This window comes from Gemmatimonadaceae bacterium (genome assembly GCA_035633115.1).
Taxonomy (GTDB): Bacteria; Gemmatimonadota; Gemmatimonadetes; order Gemmatimonadales; family Gemmatimonadaceae; genus UBA4720.
This window is the reverse complement of sequence record DASQFN010000114.1, coordinates 138279-158544: the sequence shown is the minus strand read 5'-3', so window position 1 is coordinate 158544 and position 20266 is coordinate 138279. Positions and strand designations below refer to the sequence as shown.

Here is a 20266-nt window from a genome sequence, read left to right as displayed (position 1 = left end):
AAAGTCGCAGGCACGCTGCAAACTTTGCCGACTCTCCAAGACGTATCACTGCGCCAAGCTACTCACTACGCAGGCCTAGCGGGCGGGTCTCGCTCGCGGTTGGTGATTACCCGCACCCCGCGCTGGTAGGTGAAGTAGCCATATACCCACTGAAGCAGGACACTCAACCGGTTTCGGAAGCCCACCAGATACATGATGTGTAACGTCAACCAGAAGAGCCACGCCGGACGGCCGGTGAAGTGAATCCTTCCGAGATCGGCAATCGCGCGTGATCGCCCGATCACCGCGAGGTCGCCCTTGTTGCTGTAGCGGAATGGCTTTGTGGGCTCTCCGCGCATCAGGCGCATGACGTTTTGTGCGGCAGTCCGGCCCTCCTGGTTCGCTGCGGGAGCGACGCCCGGCACCGGTGGCTTCTCACCGCGCTCTACCAGCGCCATGTCGCCGGCGACGAAGACTTCACAGTGGCCGGGAACTGAGAGGTCCGCCTCGACTCTGATCCGGCCCGCTCCGTCCATTGGAACGCCCAGAGTTTTTCCTAGCGGCGATGCCGCATTCCCCGCTGCCCAGAACACGGTGCAAGTGGGTATCCGCTCATCTCCGACGTACACTGCTTCGGGCTCGATGCGGGTCACCACCGAGTGTGTGCGCACTTCGACACCCAGTTCGCCAAGGTTTCGGTGCGCCGTTCTCGCCAGCGATTCAGGAAAGGACGGAAGAATCCTGGGACCGCCTTCGAGGAGGATCACCCGTGTCGTGCGCGTGTCGATGTGACGGTATTCCCTGTACAGTGCCTTCCGCGCGATGGTCGGCAGTGCGCCGGACAGCTCGACGCCCGTCGGTCCGCCTCCCACGATTACGAAAGTCAGCAATGCATCCCTCTCGGCATCTCTTGTCGATGTCTCCGCGCGCTCGAACGCCAGCAGGAACCGCCGTCGCATCTCCGAGGCATCTTCGATAGCCTTCAGTCCCGGCGCCAGCGGCTCCCACTCGTCGTGCCCGAAATAGGCATGTCGCGACCCGGCGGCCAGGATGAGATAGTCGTAAGCGATCTCGCGGCCGTCGTCGAGGCCGACGACCTTTCGCGCGGCATCCACGGTCTTCACCTCCCCGAGGATTACCGAGGTGTTCTGCTGCCGGCGCAGTATCCACCGGATCGGGGCCGCAATATCGCTCGGAGCGAGTGAAGCCGTCGCAACCTGATAGAGCAGCGGCTGAAAGAGGTGATGATTCGTCCGGTCGATGACCGTGATGTCGGCGTACACGTTGCGCAGCGTCCGCGCTGCAGTGAGTCCTCCAAAACCTCCGCCAATGATGATGATGTGCCTCTTCAACTTGCGATTCTCTCCTCGAGCGTGCGCGCGGTGAGGGTCATCAACAGGACGAGCACAATCAGCAGCACGCTGTAGGCTGCGGCGGTTCCGAAGGCGAGCGCTCTCAGCTGCGCCAGGATCTCGATGGAGATGGGCCGGTTGGCATGCGTATAGAGGACAACGCTCGCCACGAACTCGCCGACAGCAGTCACGGCCGCTAACAATGCACCAGCAACCAGCCCAGGCCGCGCCGCAGGGAGCACCACGCGACGCATCGTCAGCCACCACGAAGCACCGAGCCCGCGGGCCGCATCCTCGAGCGACGGGTCCATCTGCCTGAGCGAGCCCTCCACCGCCGTCGCAACCAGAGGTATGTCTCGAATGAAGTAGGCGAGCGGAAGAATCCAGAACGTCCCAACTATCAGCAATCTGGCTGTCGCCAGGTCGTTCTGGTTGAACGTCGCCGCCAGCCCTAGCGCAATTGCCGTCGCGGGAATAGCCCACGGGAGCGCAACTAATATTTCGAGCAGACGGCGACCGCTGAACTCTCTCAGAACGATCAGATACGCCGCGACGAAGCACACGACAACGTTCGCCGCCGTCGCGATGAGCGCCATCGAAACGCTGTTCGCGATCGGGCGCCAGAGCTGCGGTTCCGAGAACAGCCGCCGATAATTCTCCAGCGTGTACTCCGGAGGAATGACCTGCGTCGTCCATGTTCCGTCGCGCGCGAACGACACGAGCACCACCATCAGATGTGGCAGCACCAGAATGAGCACGGTGATCACTGCCAGAGTCAGTGCCACGACTTTCGCGCGGCGTGACTGAATTACGCGACGGGTGGCCGAGCCCTTGCCGGCGGACGTGTACTTCCGCTTTCGCTCGAGCCACCGGAACAACGCCAGTCCCGCGACGGCACTGATAGCCAGCACCGTCGTCTCGACATAGGCTAGCCCAAGCTCTCCGTTGATTTTGGACGCGACGATCTGCGTCGACAGCACGCGGATGCCTCCACCAAACACGTAAGGCGCCGAGAATGAGCCGAGCGCTGTCATGAACACGAGCAGCATCGAGCCGGCGATAGCCGGCATCAGCAGCGGGAGAGTCACTCGCCGCAGCCTCTGCCACGAGCTCGCGCCAAGTCCGGCGGCTGCTTCCTCGAGGGTCGTGTCGAAGCGCTCGAGACCGGCGGAGACGAACAGAAAGACGTACACGTACATCGTGTACGCGTGCACGAAGATTATCGCCCAGACGCCCGTGAGCCGCCACGGTGCCTCCAACAAACCCAGTGTCCGCTGGATTCCGCGCGTTACGAGCCCGCTCTCACCATAGAGAAACAGAAACGCGATCACGCCAACGAGCGGCGGAAGCGCGGCGGGAAGCGTTGCCACGGCACGCAGGATTCTGCGCCCCGGGAACTCGAATCGCCCGAGCAGAAACGCCAGCGGCACGCCGATCAGCAATGACGCCACCACCGACGCGAATGAGATGATCAACGTGGTCGTCAGTGCCTCTCGCTCCGACCGGCTCGCGGCAAATTCACGCCAGTGGCCCAGTCCGTTCTCGAAGCTTCCCGCGATCACCGCAGCGTTGGGGTAGACGACGGTCCATAGCAGAATCGCCAGAACCGGCAGCGAGAGCAGCCAGCTCTTCTGTGGTCTGGGAATGACGCGCGCGCCGCGGTTCACTACGCCTCTGCCTCGACCACCGGCAACGGCTCGCGCGAAACACCGACGCCAACCCTTTCACCCTCACGAACGCTCATTACGCGTGATTCCACTTCCATCACGATGTTGTCGGCCATCTTCACGCGATAAACCGCGTTTCCGCCCGCGAATCGGCGCGTTGCAACCTCGCCGGTCCACGCGCCGTCAGCGTCGGGTGGAAGGAGATCCAGAGCATCCGGGCGCAGCACCACGCGCAGCTCGCGACTCATTGATTTTGCGTTCGGCGGTCGCGTCACCGAGAACTCCCGCTTCACTCCTCCGATGGTCACCGCAGCTCTGTCCTCGCTGGAACCCAGCGGCTCCGCCGGCAGAATCGTCGACCGCCCGATGAATCTCGCGACGCCGAGCGATGCCGGCCTGTCATAGAGGTCTTCCGGAGTTCCCACCTGGAGAAGCTTCCCCCGCCTGATCACCGCAATGCGATCGGCGATTGCGAACGCATCCTCCTGGTCGTGCGTCACGAACAACGCCGACACACCGACGCGGTGTAGCATCGCGCGCAGATCATCGCGCGTCGTCTGGCGGAGCGTCGGATCCAGATTCGAAAGGGGCTCGTCGAGCAGGAGTACCTGGGGCTCGATCACCAGCGCGCGAGCGAGCGCTACACGCTGCTGCTCACCTCCCGATAACGACTGGATTCCACGCTTGCCGGCGCTGCCGAGGCCGACCGACTCGAGTGCATTACGAGCGCGGTCGAGGCGCTTTGCCTTTGGGATGCCGCGCGCTTCCAGGCCGAACGCGACATTGTCTTCCACCGGCATGTGGGGGAACAGCGCGTAGTGCTGAAACACCATGCCGAAGCCGCGTTTCTGCGGGGGGAGCGCGGTGATGTCGCGGCCGTCGAGCATAACCCTTCCGGCATCTGGTACTTCATAGCCGGCGACAATTCTCAGAGTGGTGGTCTTCCCCGACCCCGAGGCACCGATCAGCGCCAGCAGCTCGCCGGCTGCGATATCCAGCGAAACGTCGTCAACGGCCGTGTGGTCTCCGAAGCGCCGCGTGACGCCTTTCAGCGCTAGCGCGCCGGCGGTCACTGCCTGCGCCCGCGATTCCTGATGTTCGTGTCCCAGTACTTCATCCACTCGTCAAGATGCTCGGCCATCACCCGCCGATCCACAGCCATCGGCTTGATCTCCGCCTTCGCTTCCTGAATCCATTTCGGCAGCGAGGATACGGGAATGTCCGTACGTGCGGGGATCCTGAGGAACTGCTCGGCTGCGGCCTTCAGCGCCTCGGGCGTCGTCACGAACTCGTAGTAGAGCCGAGCTTCCTTTGGATGCTTCGTTCCCTTCACGATGGCAATTCCGTCCACGAGAACGGGCGTGCCGCTGGACGGAATCACGTAGTCGACCGGAATCCCGGTCCGCTGCTTCAGCGTTGCGATATCCGGCATGTCCCACAACGTGATAATACCTTCCTGTCGGCCGAGCTTCTGATAGAGAATCGTCGGGTTGAGCACGTACTCGCGGGTACTGGCGTCGAGCTTACGCAGCCATTCGTATCCTGCTTCCGGGCTGCCGGTCCTCGCGACTGAGCGCGCGACGATCGCTCCAAAAATCGCGCGCATCGTGCCAGACGCAATCGGATCACGGATTAGAATCTTGCCCTTCCACTTCGGATCGAGAACTTCGTCCCAATCCTTCGGTGCCTCTGCCGCAGAGACAGCCTCGGTGTTGTAGGCAATGACTTCGGGCGTCAAATACGTCCCGTACCAGTGATCGCCATTTTCCCGGCCCTCTACGCTGATCGCATTCGACCAGCTCGGGACGTAGGGCTCGAGCAGGTTCTCACGCGTCGCCCTGTCGAATGCCTCCGCCGGCGCGCCAAACCATACGTCTCCCTGTGGATTGTCCTTCTCAGCGCGGACCCGGTCGAGGACCTCCTGCGAGCCCATGTCCACCCACTGTACGTCGATCTCCGGATGTGCTTTCTCGAACTCCTTCTCGGAATACTGCAGCAGCTCCTTCCCGTGAGGGGAGTAGACAATGAGGACCGTCCGGTTATCGCTGGAACATGCGAGCGCCGACAGCAGACCAAGCGCAACTGCCGGCCCGAGTCTCATCTGCCGTCGCCCTTGAGCGAGAGGAGATTCACGAACAGGCGTGTGGCGCCGCTGACACCGGCCGGAAGCTGGCGGAAGAACGCGAGCGTCGTGTACACGTACATTCCTTTTCCATACGGCGTGACGAGGATGGCACCACGATTCGGCTGCTCACCCGAATCGCTCATCGAGAGGAGCGGGCGATACGCCGGATCGAACGTGCGCGGCATGTATAGCGCGCGCTCCTGTACCCAGCCCTCGTAATCCGCGCTCGTGATTCGATTGGGTGAGCTGAATGCACGCGAAGAAGGCTCGAGCACCGTCACTGCCGCATTCTCCTCAGCTACACGGTCGTGAGGACGTGAAATCGTGATCGGATAGGGCATCACACCCGGCCGCGTCATCTCGTATTGACCGTATTGAACCACCAATGTGCCGCCGTTTCTCGCGTACGACAGCAGGTACTCGTTGTTGTCGATCAGCTCTCTCATGGCTTGATACGCACGCGGCCCGACAACAACTGTCGTGAACGACGACAGATCCGTAGCCGGAATCTCCGAGGGCAAAACCATCGTGACCGGAATTCCGAGCTGCCTCAGCGCGGGAGCAACATTGTCACCTACACCCGCGATATAGGCCACACGAAGACCGGGAGGCACTGCGACGTCGACTGTCCTGATCGCAAGCGTGGCGTCGCGATACTGACGCTCGGGCGTGATATGCTCATAGTCGATCGGTATGTATCCGATGCGGCTTGTAATTCCATCCGTGGCGGCACTCGCTGCGATCGTGTGCGTTCCTGCCGGAAGTCTGCCGCGGACGCGAAACGTCACGGCACGCGTCCCGGCCGAGTCAACCGTAATCGTCCGTTGCGCCGAATCGGCAGTGAGTCCGCTGGGCAGTGAGAGCGACACCACCACAGATTTTCGAGAAGTCAGCGCCGATCTCACGGTGACAGTCAGAAACCGATCGAACGGAATACCAGCTCGTGCGAGCTCGAGGGGATGCTCCAGCGTGATGCTGATTGGCGGAACAACAGCAATTGGGCGCTGAATGTCGCCCTGCACGAGATCGACGAAATGATAGACGACTGCTGTCCGGTGAGTGACGCAGCTCGCATCGCTCGCGCACACAGCCACGCTGAGCCAGCTCTGCTTCTGGCGCTCGTCTTCCGAAAGAGGGCCTATCTCGGGAGAAAAGAGATCACCATTTCGCGGCGTCGCCAGCCACCACGGCTGCGTGATCTGGCTTCCTCGCACGTACATCGTCCATTTGTAGCTGCTGTCGGGCAGGATGGCGACCACCGAGCCTGCGGCCGCGCCGGGCCATCCGGGACGCGCCGTGATCCGCACCGGACTGCGGTTGAAGACTGACACGGTGACGCGGGCGCTGTCGCCGGTTGCAACTACCCGCCGGTCTGATACCGCCTCGACCGTCACGTTCGGCTCCGCCAGTCGCTCATCGACGGTTGCGGCTGTAGTGCGCGCGACGCTCTCCAAACCATCGAATATCGATCGCTCGTCCTTCGGCGCTGTGTTCGCGTTTACCCGTGTGGCGTCGCGGCGCAATAGATCCCAGACCACTCCCTTCCGCACCAGCGTTCCGAATCCCTGCGATTTGTGCTGCGAGCGGCTCTCGGCGGCGATTTCCGCGTACGACTTGCCGAGCCTGGCGTTGTACTCCCCGACGTTCACGCGAATTGTCGTGCCTTCCGGGGAAAAGCGGGCGAAACGATAGAATTTTAGCGGCGTCCATGGCGCACCGAATGTGCGAGCTGGAAACCGTACAGTGTCAGCGGCTGCGGAATTGTATGCCTCCTTTGCCAGAAACGCCGATACCTGGTGCTGCCCGTGGCCATCTGTTGGAGTGCCCGAAAACGTCGTCATGATTATGTGCGGCCTGAAGGCGCGCACGACCGTCACGACATCCCCGAGTACCGAATCCTTCGGCCAGTGGTTGTAGGTCTCGGCTGCCGTTTTCGAGAATCCGAAATCGTACGCTCGAGTGAAGTACTGGCGAGCCCCGTCAACCCGCCGCGCCGCCAGCAGCTCTTCGGTGCGGATGATTCCGAGCTGCTCGCCGAGCTCGTTGCCGATGAGATTCTGACCGCCGTCGCCACGCGTCAGCGACAGGTATGCAGCCTCGGCCCGGCCGCTCCGGGACAGCCACGTCAGAAGCTGTGTGTCCTCATCGTCCGGATGCGCTGCAACCCAGAGAACCCGTAATCGCTCGGTCGGCGCGGTATTGCGCGCCGAGGCTGGAGCATTCGCTCCGCGCTGCTGCGCAGCGACGCTGCACGGCGCGACAGCCGACATTGCAGCCACAACGGCGAACAGAACTCGCTTCATCAATTCAATCGGTTGGACGAGACCGGAGCTGCTATGAGGTGACCGCGGCGCCGCGTCTTTTCGCGCCTGCAGGCTCAGGACGCTCAGCAGTCACTTCCGCGATTATCCGCTCCTGCTCTGCTTTGTGCGCCGATGCGTAGCCTTCGGCCGGACTCGCGCGCTCCGGGCGGCCGATGTAGCGCACGATCATCGCGTTGCCAGTCGATACACGCAAGCGCGGCGAGACATAGCTCCACGCTCCCATGTTCTTCGGCTCTTCCTGTGCCCAGACGACTTCAGCAGCCGCGGGATAGAGATCCACGATTCGCGCTACTTCATCGTGCGGCCACGGGTAGATCTCCTCGACGCGAACCACCGCGACATGAGGCTTCCGTTGTGAGATGAGATCGTAATAGATCTTTCCGGTACAGAAAACGAGCCGCGTCACCGCCTCGCGTGCTTCGCCCGCAACCACGTCGTCGATTACCGTCTGAAAGCGACCGTCCGTAAGTTCGTGAAGCTTCGACGCTGCCTCAGGCAGTCGCAGCAGACTCTTCGGCTGCATCAGAACCAGCGGGCGTCTTTGCGCTACTCCTGCCTGCCGGCGGAGAATGTGAAAATACTGGGCGGGCGTCGACGGATATGCGACACGCATGTTGCCGTCGGCGCAAAGCTGCAGGAACCGCTCGAGGCGGGCACTCGAGTGCTCAGGGCCCTGCCCTTCATATCCATGCGGGAGGAGCATGACCACAGACGAGTCTTGACCCCATTTTGCACGATCGGATGCGATGAATTGATCGATGATCGGCTGGGCAACGTTCACGAAATCCCCAAACTGCGCTTCCCACAATACCAGGGCATCCGGTCTCACCACGCTGAAGCCATACTCGAATCCGAGCGCCGCAGTCTCTGACAGCGGACTGTTGCAGACCTCGAACTTCCCGGAGGCCTCGGGGAGATGACTGAGCGGTGTGTACACCTCGCCAGTCTCCACATCGTGCAGCACCGACTGGCGATGTGAGAACGTCCCGCGCTCGACGTCCTGACCGGTGATGCGCACGGTGGCCCCTTCGGCAACGAGCGACGCGAAAGCCAGCGTCTCGGCGTGGCCCCAGTCAATTCCGCCTGCTTCGCCCATCGCTTCACGCCGGCGCTGCAGCGTCTTCGCGAGCTTTGCATTCGGCTTGATCGTCTGCGGCCACGCGAGCAGCTGCTCGTTGAGGGCAATGAGCTGATCGGCGCGCGGTGCTTGTCTGGTCCTAATGGATCCTGCTTCATCCAGCTCATCTTCAGGAATTACGTCCTGATCCTCACTCTCTCCGTCAGCCGGCGTCGCCGAGCTCTGAATCATTTCGAATTTTCCGGTGATATCGGCGTCGAGCGCAGCGACCTCTTCCTCGGTCATCACCCCTTCCGCAACCAGCCGGCTGCCCCACACCTCGCGGGTCGACGGGTGCGCGCGTATCTGGTTGTACAGCGCAGGCTGTGTGAAGGATGGCTCGTCGGTCTCGTTGTGTCCGTGCCTCCGGTACCCGACGAGATCGATGAGGAAATCCTTGGCGAATTTCGCGCGATACTCGACGGCGAGGCGCGCGACGCGCACACATGCGTCCGCGTGCTCGGCGTTGACGTGCACGATGGGAACTTCAAAGCCCTTCGCCAGATCGCTCGCATAGCGCGTCGAGCGTCCATCTGACGGATCAGTGGTGAACCCGACCTGATTGTTGGTAATGATGTGAAGGGTTCCACCGACACGGTACCCGCGAAGGCGCGACAGGTTGAGAGTCTCGGCGACTACGCCTTCACCCGGAAACGCCGCGTCCCCGTGAATGGCGATTGGAACGACTGATGATTCGTCGCGCTCGCTTCCGGTCGCGAGCAGATCCTGCCGTGCGCGTGTCGCGCCCTGCAGAACCGGATTCACGAATTCGAGGTGACTGGGATTTGGCAGCAGCGACACGAGTATCTCGCGTCCACCCAGAACCTGGCGTCGCCCCTTTGCGCCCAGATGGTACTTGACGTCACCCGTCTCGCTTTCGGCGTTGTCGAGTGCGTGTTTCCCTTCGAATTCCCCGAAGATAGTCCTGTAGGCCTTTCCGAGAATGTGCGCCAGCACATTGATGCGGCCGCGATGCGCCATTGCGATGCTGACTTCCTTCGCGCCGTAGGCGGCCGCCATGTCGATCGACACGTCGAGCATCGGCACGAGCATGTCGGTGCCTTCGACCGAGAATCGCTTGTGGCCCTGGTATACGCGTCCAAGGAAGCGCTCGAGCGCGTCAACCTGCGTGAGCCGGCGGAGAATCGCCTTCTTTTCCTCGCCGCTCAGCGGTTGCTGGATTCGTCCGCTCTCGATCTCATGGCGTATCCATTCACGCTCAGTGGCCGCGCCGAGGTGGTCGAATTCGAATCCGACATTGGATGAATAGAGGTGCCGCAGCCGCGCGACTGTTTCCGCGGCGGTCGACTCCGAGGTACCGAGGGCGCTGCCTGGAATAAGTGCGAGATCGGCCTCGGTTATCCCGTGGAACTCCGGCGTCAGCTCCGGAGTGCCGGGCGGCCGCGTGCCGAGCGGATCTATCTCGGCGGCGAGATGTCCGTATGCGCGAATCGAGTCAACGAGCTCCGCGGCGCCGGCGACTTTTCTGAGGAGATCGGAGTCCACCGCCCGCGAGGTCGGGCCGGCCGGGACAGCGGTGGGCCCTGGGGCCGCGATGGCGCCAAGTGACTCCGCGAACCGAAAGAACTGGCGCCACGATTCCTCTACAGAGGCAGGATCGCGCCGGTACGCCTCGTACACCTCGGCTATGTAGCCATCATTGAAGACGCTGGTGATCGGGTCCGCTGACATGCGCCTAATTTAACGCGACTCGCGCGTGCCCCGTATCCTCTGTTCAGACCGGGATCTGTGAGCTTGCCACAGAAACACAGAAACACAGAAGACTGCAGGGACTTTGGAACAGCACTCGATTCCGCGAACTGTTTGCAGTTGCAGTTCCCCAAAGAAGCAGGACGTCATTTTCGAATGAGTTGAGAATGGCGCCCGCTAGGCAGACTGGCTTTTTCTGTGGTTCTGTGATTCTGTGGCAAGCTCACAAATATTTCAGGCGAAAGAGGCCGAATGTCCTGCCCAGAGGACGCCGAGAATAGACACTCAAGGGCTGTTTTAGGAAGCGGAACGTGAGCGTCTTCCAAGCGATTTGGTTGCCATATCGGCAAACAAAAACGCCCCGCATCTCAGAGAGATGCGGGGCGCTTTGATCAGCCGTCGGCAGAGTTAGCGCCTCTGCACGTCGACGTTGTTTCCAATGACTCCACCGAGCACTGCGCCGGCGAGACCGCCGATAACCGCGCCCTTGAGTTTGTCGCGGCTGGTAACGGCACCGATCGCGGCACCCGCAGCTGCACCAATCGCGGCATCACGCTTGGTGTGCTTGATGATCCTCGTCGGCCGAGGAGCCGAATAAACGGTTCCCGAAGACCGCCTTGTGCTCGTACGTCTTACCGGAGCGCTCGTCTGCACCGTCGTACGAGGAGTCGAGTAGACCGGCTGTCCGCCGATGTACCCTACGGGCGCGATGCCCGAAGCAATTGCTGCACGCTCAGCCATGGAGATGCTGTCCAACGCCGTGTACGGGCGGGCCTGTGCCGCCAGCGACAGATCGGAGTTCAACGCTTCATCCACGCGCTTGTTGCTATCATCACGGCCGCAGGCGGCCGCCAATATGGCCGCCGGAACCAGGATAAGCATTCGATTAAATCTCATTATTCCTCCTGAATTGTTGGCCGCTCAACGCGCCCAGACTACGGTATAGGGCAGGGACCGTGCCAGCCGGGCCGTCGTAAAGGCCTCTTTTTAGGGGTCGCCGGGAGGCCCTGTTTCAGGCCGCTGTAGCCGTCGAAAACTCGTCTACGTCGATGCTCCGGGGCGTCGCTTCTGCGGGCAGTGTGAGCGTGAAGACGCTTCCTTCTCCAAGAATCGACTCCATCTCGAGAGCGCCGTCCAGCAGGATTGCCAATCTCCGGGAAATCGGGAGTCCCAGTCCGGTACCAGGCTGCTGAGTAGGTGACACCTGGACGAACTCCTCGAAGACGCGGGCCCTGTCTTCTTCAGAGATGCCCTCGCCCTTGTCGATCACACTGATTGTTACCCCACCGGCGTCGGTACGTGCGCAGCTGACCTTGATTGGCTGCTTCTTGCCGAACTTGATTGCGTTCGAAAGAAGATTCAGCAGTATCTGTCTCACGCGGCGGGGATCCGTTGTCACTGTGAGCGGCTCGGGCGGCGCCTCGAACGAGAGCTGCGACCCGTACTCGTCGGCGAGCGGACGAACAGTGATGAAAAGGTCCTCGATCAGTGTCGACACGTTTACTGGCTGAAGCGCCAGCTCGATTTTCCCGGCCTCGATCTTCGACAAGTCGAGAACGTCATTGACCAGCTCGAGGAGGTGCCGGGCGGCCTTCAGCGTCCGCTGCAGACCCTCGCGCTGCTTCTCATTCAAGGGCCCGTAGATGTTGTCGATCAGCAGTGTGCTGTACCCGATGACCGCGTTGATTGGAGTGCGCAGCTCGTGACTCATCGACGCGTAAAAACGGTTCCGCACTCCCATTGCCTGCTCGAGCTCGAGCTGTCTGTTGTGCAGCTGATTGTTCAGCTCCGCGAGCTGAGCTGCTGACCTCGCCTCGGATTCCAGCAGCTCCGCTCGATGCTGAAGCTCGAGCTCGCGGCGCTCGCTCTCCGCCAGCAGCTCCGCCTGCTCCTTGATCTGTTCCTGCTTCAGGTAAAGGTCCACGAACACTGCGACCTTCGACCTCAAAACGTCGGGGTTGAAGGGCTTGAACACGTAATCGACAGCGCCCATCGAGTATCCCTTGAAGACGTACGCGTCCTCCTTGCTGATTGCGCTCAGGAAGATGATCGGGATGAAGCGTGACTTCTCGCGCGATTTTATGATCTGCGCTGCATCGAACCCGTTCATTTCGGGCATCTGCACATCGAGCAGGATGGCGGCGAAGTCATGCTGGAGCACGCATTTCAATGCTTCCTCGCCCGAGTGTGCGCAGACGAGGATCTGTCCGAGGGGCTCCAGGATAGCCTCGAGAGCGAGAAGATTCTCGGGGCGGTCGTCGACGAGGAGAATCTTGACGCGCTGGTCGGACGTCATAGCGCAGCTTTCCTCGGTCGCGCACCTTTGCGACTGACGATCCGGACGAGATGCTCAGCCAGCTTCTCCAGTGGAACCACGTCGGCTTCGGGAACGGCTCTTTGCGCCGCGTTAGGCATGACCGGGCTTTCGGCCGTTGCAGGGTCCTGCACCACTGCGCGGCCGCCGCGATCGACGATATGCCGCAGCCCTCTGGCGCCGTCGTCGTTCGCGCCGGTGAGGACAACGCCGATGGCCGAACTCAGATACGTGTCGGCCGCGGAGACGAACGTCACGTCGATGGACGGGCGACTGAAGCGAACGAGGGGGTCCGTCGTCAGTGAGAGGTGGCCATCTTCAAAGAGCACGTGATAGTTGGCGGGCGCGATGTAGATACTGCCCGGAACAAGCGGCTCCTTGTCCTCGATCTCCACGACTGGAAGGGGGGTCACATCCTGCAGCAGCGACGCGAGGAGATTGTCCGCGTGACGGCTACGGTGCTGCACGATCGTTAAGGGCGCTCCGAAATCGGCCGGCAGCCCGCCAATGAGACAGTTCAACGCAGCCAGTCCGCCCCATGACGCACCAACGACCACGATCGGCGTTCCCTCCCTGATCATTGCACCTTCCGATAAATCTTTTCCGGCCCATTGATCTGCTCGTAGGAGTCCTCATACGGCGAGAAACGTAGCGATTCCCTGCTGCCGAGCGCGAGAACTCCGAACATTGCGAGGCTGTTGTAGAAGAGCTCGTGCACCCGCGCCTGAAGCGACTTGTCGAAGTAGATGAGCACATTACGGCACAGAATCACGTTGAATTCACTGAAGGAGCTGTCCGTAACGAGGTTGTGCTGGGAGAAGACGACATTGCGCGTGAGAGCTGGAGAAAAAAGCGCCCCTCCGTATTTCGCGATGTAGTAGTCCGAGAAAGCCCGCTTTCCGCCGGCGGCAATGTAGTTCTCCGTGTACTCCTGCATTCGTTCGATCGGAAAGATTCCCGCCTTCGCTTTCTGCAGCACCACCTCGTTGATGTCCGTGGCGTAGATCCGTGACCTCTCGTAGAGTCCCTCCTCCCCGAGCAGCATCGTCATGGAATAGACTTCCTCGCCCGTCGCGCACCCGGCGTGCCACAAGCGGATGAAGGGATACGTCCGCAGCGCTGGCACAACCTGCTCACGAAACACCTTATAGAATCCGGGATCCCGGAACATCGCCGTAACGTTGATGGAGAGGTCGAGCAGCAATCGCTCCATCATCGCCGGTTCGTGCAGCACGCGTTCCTGAAGCCCGCTGATCGTCGTCAGTCCCTCGGCCTCGATTCTCTTCCACAACCGCCGCCTGATCGATGCGTAGGCGTAGGACCTGAAATCGAAGCCATACTGCTTGAAAACGCCGGCGAGGAGGAGCTCCACCTCGAGCTGCTCCAGATCCGGATCGTACTGCGCCGGTGTTCCTGTGGCTCCCGGTAGCCGGTCGTCTACTTGTACAGCCACACCCGTAACAATGAGATGAGCTGATCGGTGTCCACCGGCTTCATGATGTAGTCGGAAGCACCGGCAGCGATGCATTTCTCGCGATCGCCCTTCATCGCCTTGGCGGTTAGCGCGATGATCGGAAGCGATTTGAACTCGGGCTTCTCTCTGATCGCCCTCATGGTCTCGTAGCCGTCCATCTCCGGCATCATCACATCCATCAGCACGACGTCAACGTTCGGATCTTCCTCGAGTGCGGCGATCGCATCCTTTCCGTTCTCGGCGAACCGGACATCCATACCGTGGTCTTCGAGCACACTGGTCAGTGAAAAAATATTGCGCACATCGTCGTCCACGATCAGGACCTTCTTTCCCGCCACGACAGCGTCGGAGTCATGGAGCTGCTCGAGCATCCTGCGCTTTTTCTCCGGGAGCTTTGCCTCCACGCGGTGCAGGAACAGCGCGGTCTCGTCGAGCAGCCGCTCAGGAGACCTGACGTCCTTCACGATTATCGTTTCCGCATACTTCTTGACCCGGGTCTCCTCCGCACCCGTCAGCTGTTTCCCCGTGTAGACGATGATCGGCAGGTCGGTCTTCGTGGGGTCGGATTTCACCTTTTCCAGGAAATCGAAGCCGCTCATGTCACGCAGCCCGAGATCCAGCACGACGCAGTCGAAATGCTTCTCCGACGACAGCTGCTCGAGCGCCGCCTCGGCTGAATCGACGGCAGTGATCTCGACGTCCTCGTGGTCGATGAGCTCGACTATCGCCTGCCGCTGGTTCGGATCGTCCTCTACGACCAGCAGATGCTTCGGGATATCCGCGATGAAATGCGAGATTCGCGCGAACGCTTGCTCGAGCGCTTCTTTGCTGACCGGCTTTGCGAGGTACGCCATGGCGCCGGCCTTGAGTCCCTGCTGCCTGCGCTCGATTCCACTGATGATGTGGACGGGGATGTGGCGTGTATGAGGATTCCGCTTCAGGCGCTCCAGAACCTTGAGTCCATCCATTCCGGGCATGTCGATGTCTAGGGTGATCGCGTCGGGACGGTACTCCTGCGCCGCCGCCAGACCGCTGTCGCCATCGAGGGCAACGATTCCCTTGAAGTCTTTCTCACGAGCCATTCCGAGCAGGATTTTCGCGAAGCTCACGTCGTTCTCGACGATGAGCACGGTCCGGTCGCCCGCCTCGATCGTCTCGTGATCGTCTTCTACGACATATTGTCGCGCCCGGCGATCGGGCTGTGCGGGAGGAATGCCTCGTGGAGGTGTCGGCCGCCACGTTGGATTCGCACGGGCTCGAGACCCGGGAGAAGCGTCCGTGAACCTTGTGTCGGGTGCGCTCGATTCCGTCGAGCGCGCGCGATTCGGATTTGGATCCGTGTAGGACACCGGCAGGAAAAGTGTGAACGTGCTGCCTTTGTTCAGTACGCTCTCGACGCGAATCTCGCCCCCGATCAGCCGCGCAATCTCCCGGCTGATCGATAGTCCGAGGCCGGTTCCGCCGAACCGGCGGCTGGTGGTGCCGTCGGCTTGCTGGAATGCCTCGAAAATCAGTCGCTGCTTGTCCTTCGGGATTCCGAGGCCGGTGTCCGTCACCGCAAAAGCGACGACGACCGGACTGTTGTCGAGCACGGGGTTCGCGAACCGGCGGGCCTTGTCCGCACGCCTTATTTGAACTGACACGCCACCTTCGTTGGTGAACTTGAATGCGTTCGACAACAGGTTTCTCAATACCTGTTCTAGACGCTGTCTGTCTGTATGAATCGCGGCCGGCACGTCGGACCCGACGTCGATGCTGAACGAAAGCTTCTTCTCATCCGCCATCGCGCCGAACTCCCGATGGAGCGAGTCCTTCAACTCCAGTATCGAGACATCGACGATATTCACGTCCATCTTTCCGGCCTCGACCTTGGACAGATCGAGAACGTCGTTGATCAGCGACAGCAGGTCACTGCCCGACGAGTGAATCGTCTGAGCGTACTCCACCTGCTTGGGCGTGAGATTTCCATCTTTGTTGTCGGTCAGAAGCTTTGAGAGGATCAACAGGCTGTTCAGCGGAGTTCGAAGCTCGTGCGACATGTTCGCGAGGAACTCGGATTTGTACTTTGAGCTGACTGCCAGCTGCTCGGCTTTCTCCTCGAGCGCAACCCGCGCCGATTCCACCTCGTCGTTTTTCTGCTCGACCTTCCGGTTCTGCTCGGCCAGCAGCGACGCCTTTTCCTCGAGCTCTTCGTTCACCTGCTGCAGCTCGACCTGCTGGTCGCGGAGCAGCTCTTCGGATGCGCGTAACGACTTCGTCTGCGCTTCCAGCTCCGAGTTGGACCGCCTGAGCTCGCTCTGCTGCTGCTGCAGCTCCTGCGACTGGCTCTGCAGCTCCTGTGTCAGGCTCTGCGACTGCTCGAGCAGCTCACTCGTCCGCATGCTCGCGGCGATCATGTTGAGCACGACGCCAACGCTCTCGCCGAGCTGGTCGAGGAAGAGCTGGTGGATCTGGCTGAAGGGAAGGAACGACGCAAGCTCGATCACCGCCTTGACCTCGCCTTCGAACAGAACGGGCATCACAAGAATGTTGCGCGGCGCCGCTTCCCCTAGCCCGGACGTGATGTAGATGTAATCCGGCGGAATGTTCGTGAGCAGAATCGGCTTCTTCTCGAGCGCCGCCTGCCCGACCAGCCCTTCGCCAAGGAGGAAGCGGTTGCCAACGTGCTTCCGCTCCTTGTACGCGTAGCTCGCGATGAGCTTCAGCACCGGCGCGTTGTCCTCGCGATCCATGATGTAGAACGCGCCGTGGTGCGCGGATACCAGAGGCGTGAGCTCGGACATGATGAGCTTCGACACTGACTCGAGGTCCTTCTGCCCCTGCATCATCCGCGAGAATTTCGCGAGGTTGGTCTTGAGCCAGTCCTGCTCGGTGTTTTTCTCGGTGGTGTCCTTGAGGTTCGCGATCATCTGGTTGAGGTTGTTCTTGAGCTGATCCAGCTCGCCCTGCGCCTCCACCGTGATCTGCCGCGAGAGATCGCCACGCGTGACGGCCGTGGCGACATCGGCAATGGCTCGCACCTGAAGAGTGAGGCTGTTGGCCATCGCATTCACGTTGTCCGTGAGAGCGCGCCACGTTCCGGCAGCTCCCGGAACCTCGGCCTGCCCTCCCAGCTTGCCTTCGGTTCCCACTTCCTTCGCGACGCGTGTTACCTCGTCCGCGAAGACTCGAAGTGAGTCCACCATCGCGTTGATCGTGTTCTTGAGCTCGAGGATCTCGCCGCGCACCTCGACAGTGATCTTCTGCGACAAGTCTCCCTGGGCAACCGCTGTCGTTACGAGAGCGATGTTTCGAATCTGCCCGGTGAGGTTGCCGGCGAGAGTGTTCACATTGTCGGTGAGATCCTTCCAGGTGCCGGCTACACCCGGAACGTTGGCCTGGCCGCCGAGCTTACCCTCAGTTCCCACTTCGCGTGCGACACGCGTAACCTCGGAAGAGAAGCCGCTCAGCTGATCCACCATGATGTTGATGGTGTTCTTGAGCTCGAGTATCTCGCCCTTCACGTCGACCGTCATCTTCCGCGAGAGATCGCCCCGCGCAACCGCGGTCGTGACGTCGGCGATGTTTCTCACCTGACCCGTCAGGTTCGACGCCATGAAGTTCACGTTGTCGGTGAGGTCCTTCCACGTGCCTGCAACTCCGGGCACTTGCGCCTGTCCGCCCAGACGTCCTTCAGTTCCCACTTCACGCGCCACGCGCGTCACCTCACCCGCAAACACGCCAAGGCTGTCGACCATGGTATTGATCGTCTGCTTCAGCTCGAGAATCTCGCCCTGCACGTCGACGGTGATCTTTCGCGACAGGTCACCCTTCGCCACCGCGGTTGTTACGTCGGCGATGTTTCGAATCTGACTCGTGAGGTTCGACGCCATGGCGTTCACGTTGTCCGTCAGTGCCTTCCACGTTCCCGCGACCCCTGGCACGTTCGCCTGGCCGCCGAGTTTTCCTTCCGTTCCTACTTCCTTTGCCACACGAGTCACTTCGTCGGCGAACGCGCTGAGCTGATCCACCATCGTATTGATGGTGCTCTTGAGCTCGAGGGTTTCGCCCCTCGCCTCGACGGTGATCTTCCGCGACAGGTCTCCCTTCGCGACAGCCGTCGTAACGTCGGCGATGTTACGCACCTGGCTCGTGAGGTTTCCGGCCAGCGTGTTCACGTTGTCCGTGAGATCCTTCCACGTGCCCGCAACGCCCGGCACGTTCGCCTGACCGCCCAGCTTTCCTTCCGTTCCCACCTCACGCGCGACACGCGTCACTTCAGCGGCGAAGGCACTCAGCTGGTCGACCATGATGTTGATCGTGTTCTTCAGCTCGAGGATCTCGCCCTTCGCGTCGGCCGTGATCTTTCTGCTGAGATCGCCGCGCGCGACCGCGGTCGTCACGTCGGCGATGTTTCTCACCTGGCCGGTGAGGTTCGATGCCATGAAGTTCACGTTGTCGGTGAGATCCTTCCACGTGCCGGCGACGTCGGGCACATCGGCCTGACCACCGAGCTTCCCTTCCGTTCCTACTTCCTTGGCCACGCGTGTCACTTCGCCGGCAAAGATTCGAAGCGAGTCCACCATCGCGTTGATGGTGTTCTTGAGCTCCAGGATCTCGCCTTGTACGTCGACTGTGATCTTGCGTGACAGGTCGCCCTTGGCGACCGCTGTCGTGACGTCCGCGATGTTACGGATCTGACCGGTGAGGTTCGACGCCATTGCGTTCACGTTGTCAGTGAGGTCCTTCCATGTCCCGCCGACTCCGGGCACCTCCGCCTGACCGCCGAGCTTCCCTTCCGTGCCTACTTCCTTCGCCACACGCGTCACTTCCGAGGCGAACGCGCCGAGCTGGTCCACCATCGTGTTGATTGTGTTCTTGAGCTCGAGAACTTCGCCCTGCACTTCGACTGTGATTTTGCGACTGAGGTCGCCCTTGGCGACGGCTGTCGTGACGTCCGCGATATTTCGCACCTGGCTCGTGAGGTTACCCGCCAGAGTGTTCACGTTGTCGGTGAGGTCCTTCCACGTTCCGCCTACACCCGGCACCTGAGCCTGTCCACCAAGCCGGCCTTCCGTTCCCACTTCGCGGGCCACACGCGTTACTTCTGAAGCAAACGAGCTGAGCTGGTCCACCATCGTGTTGATGGTGTTCTTCAGCTCGAGGGTCTCGCCGCGAGCTTCAACGGTGATCTTCCGTGACAGGTCACCCTTCGCGACCGCCGTCGTAACGTCGGCGATGTTGCGCACCTGGCTCGTGAGGTTTCCGGCGAGCGTATTTACGTTGTCGGTAAGATCCTTCCATGTGCCGGCAACACCGGGGACGTGGGCCTGACCGCCCAGCTTGCCTTCCGTTCCCACTTCCTTTGCGACACGCGTCACTTCCGATACAAACGCGCTGAGTTGGTCGACCATCTTGTTCACCGTGGTTCCGATTCTCAGGAACTCGCCCTGCACGGTTTTTCCGTCGATCTCGAGAACCATCTTCTGGGACAGGTCGCCTTCCGCTACCGCGGTGAGCACTCGCGCGACTTCTGTTGTTGGCGACGCCAGATCGCCAATGAGCGAGTTGAGCGAGCTCGTCATCGTCGCCCATCCGCCCGTAGCACGCCCGATCGATGCGCGCTCATGCATCTGTCCCTCGCGTCCAATCGTCGTTGCGACGCGAATCACCTCGGATGAGAGCCGCTCATTCCGTTCGGCGATGCCGTTGAACGCATCGGCGATGGCGGACATCAGCGGGTCGGTGCTCTTGGGCAGACGGATTCCGAACTCTCCGTCGCGCAGGTCACGCAACCCGGCAAGCAGGGTCTGAAGCTCGGCGCTCGACGCTGAGCCGTCGGAGCCTCCGTTATTACTTCGCCGCGTGACTCCGCGCGATCCGTTTCGGCGCCGGGTTGGTTTCCGTTCCACCGACTCCCCGTCGGAGAGGGCACCACGGCCTGGCCGTTTCCGCTGCGCAGGCGCGGTTTCTGGCTCGGTGTCGATTGTATCGCCGATTTCCACGGCATCTCCTGATGTGAATGTCTTCTGTCCGCTCACTTCAATCGGAGAAGTGGGGGCGGCCGCAGGCGGGACAAGTGACGCAAGGGCCTAATCGGATTTACTGTATTCAAAAGTGAGACCGCTTCCTAGAGGGGGACGGCCCGATTTGAGGAGGAGGCTTCTACGGCTTGCGGCTAAAGCGCTGTCGCTATTAGAGGTTAGCCGACAGCAGACCGACCGG

The 20266-nt window shown here is 61.2% G+C and carries 11 protein-coding genes; all 11 read right to left on the bottom strand.

The genetic code is table 11. The annotated features are described in order from the left end of the window. Nucleotides 1-65: 65 nt before the first annotated feature. Nucleotides 66-1331, bottom strand: a complete 1266-nt coding sequence (locus VES88_17310; protein ID HYN83240.1) for an NAD(P)/FAD-dependent oxidoreductase — start codon at nucleotides 1329-1331, stop codon at nucleotides 66-68. Continuing rightward, a complete protein-coding gene (locus tag VES88_17305; GenBank protein ID HYN83239.1) occupies nucleotides 1328-2998 on the bottom strand; it encodes an iron ABC transporter permease in 1671 nt (556 codons plus the stop codon). Before VES88_17305 ends, VES88_17310 begins: the two co-directional genes overlap by 4 nt. Continuing rightward, the gene (locus tag VES88_17300; GenBank protein HYN83238.1) at nucleotides 2998-4119 is read right to left on the bottom strand and encodes an ABC transporter ATP-binding protein; all 1122 of its coding nucleotides are present in this window, start codon (nucleotides 4117-4119) and stop codon (nucleotides 2998-3000) included. The genes VES88_17305 and VES88_17300 overlap by 1 nt, the downstream gene beginning before the upstream one ends. Beyond that, entirely contained in the window at nucleotides 4068-5099 is a 1032-nt protein-coding gene (locus VES88_17295) for an extracellular solute-binding protein (GenBank protein HYN83237.1), read from the bottom strand. The genes VES88_17300 and VES88_17295 overlap by 52 nt, the downstream gene beginning before the upstream one ends. Further along, on the bottom strand, nucleotides 5096-7426 hold the full coding sequence (locus VES88_17290) for a PIG-L family deacetylase (GenBank protein HYN83236.1): 2331 nt from the start codon (nucleotides 7424-7426) through the stop codon (nucleotides 5096-5098). Before VES88_17290 ends, VES88_17295 begins: the two co-directional genes overlap by 4 nt. A gap of 31 nt (nucleotides 7427-7457) precedes the next feature. Then, nucleotides 7458-10256 (bottom strand): 2-oxoglutarate dehydrogenase E1 component, encoded by a 2799-nt coding sequence (locus VES88_17285; protein HYN83235.1) that lies wholly within the window; start codon nucleotides 10254-10256, stop codon nucleotides 7458-7460. A gap of 426 nt (nucleotides 10257-10682) precedes the next feature. Then, nucleotides 10683-11171: a YMGG-like glycine zipper-containing protein gene (locus VES88_17280; GenBank protein HYN83234.1), complete on the bottom strand. Its 489-nt coding sequence runs from the start codon at nucleotides 11169-11171 to the stop codon at nucleotides 10683-10685. 115 nt (nucleotides 11172-11286) lie between these two features. After that, complete coding sequence (locus VES88_17275) at nucleotides 11287-12570, bottom strand: hybrid sensor histidine kinase/response regulator (GenBank protein HYN83233.1); 1284 nt, start codon at nucleotides 12568-12570, stop codon at nucleotides 11287-11289. Continuing rightward, the gene (locus VES88_17270) at nucleotides 12567-13169 is read right to left on the bottom strand and encodes a chemotaxis protein CheB (GenBank protein HYN83232.1); all 603 of its coding nucleotides are present in this window, start codon (nucleotides 13167-13169) and stop codon (nucleotides 12567-12569) included. Before VES88_17270 ends, VES88_17275 begins: the two co-directional genes overlap by 4 nt. Beyond that, entirely contained in the window at nucleotides 13166-14041 is an 876-nt protein-coding gene (locus tag VES88_17265) for a protein-glutamate O-methyltransferase CheR (GenBank protein ID HYN83231.1), read from the bottom strand. Before VES88_17265 ends, VES88_17270 begins: the two co-directional genes overlap by 4 nt. Further along, entirely contained in the window at nucleotides 14026-20046 is a 6021-nt protein-coding gene (locus VES88_17260; GenBank protein HYN83230.1) for a HAMP domain-containing protein, read from the bottom strand. Before VES88_17260 ends, VES88_17265 begins: the two co-directional genes overlap by 16 nt. Between the last annotated feature and the right edge of the window lie 220 nt (nucleotides 20047-20266).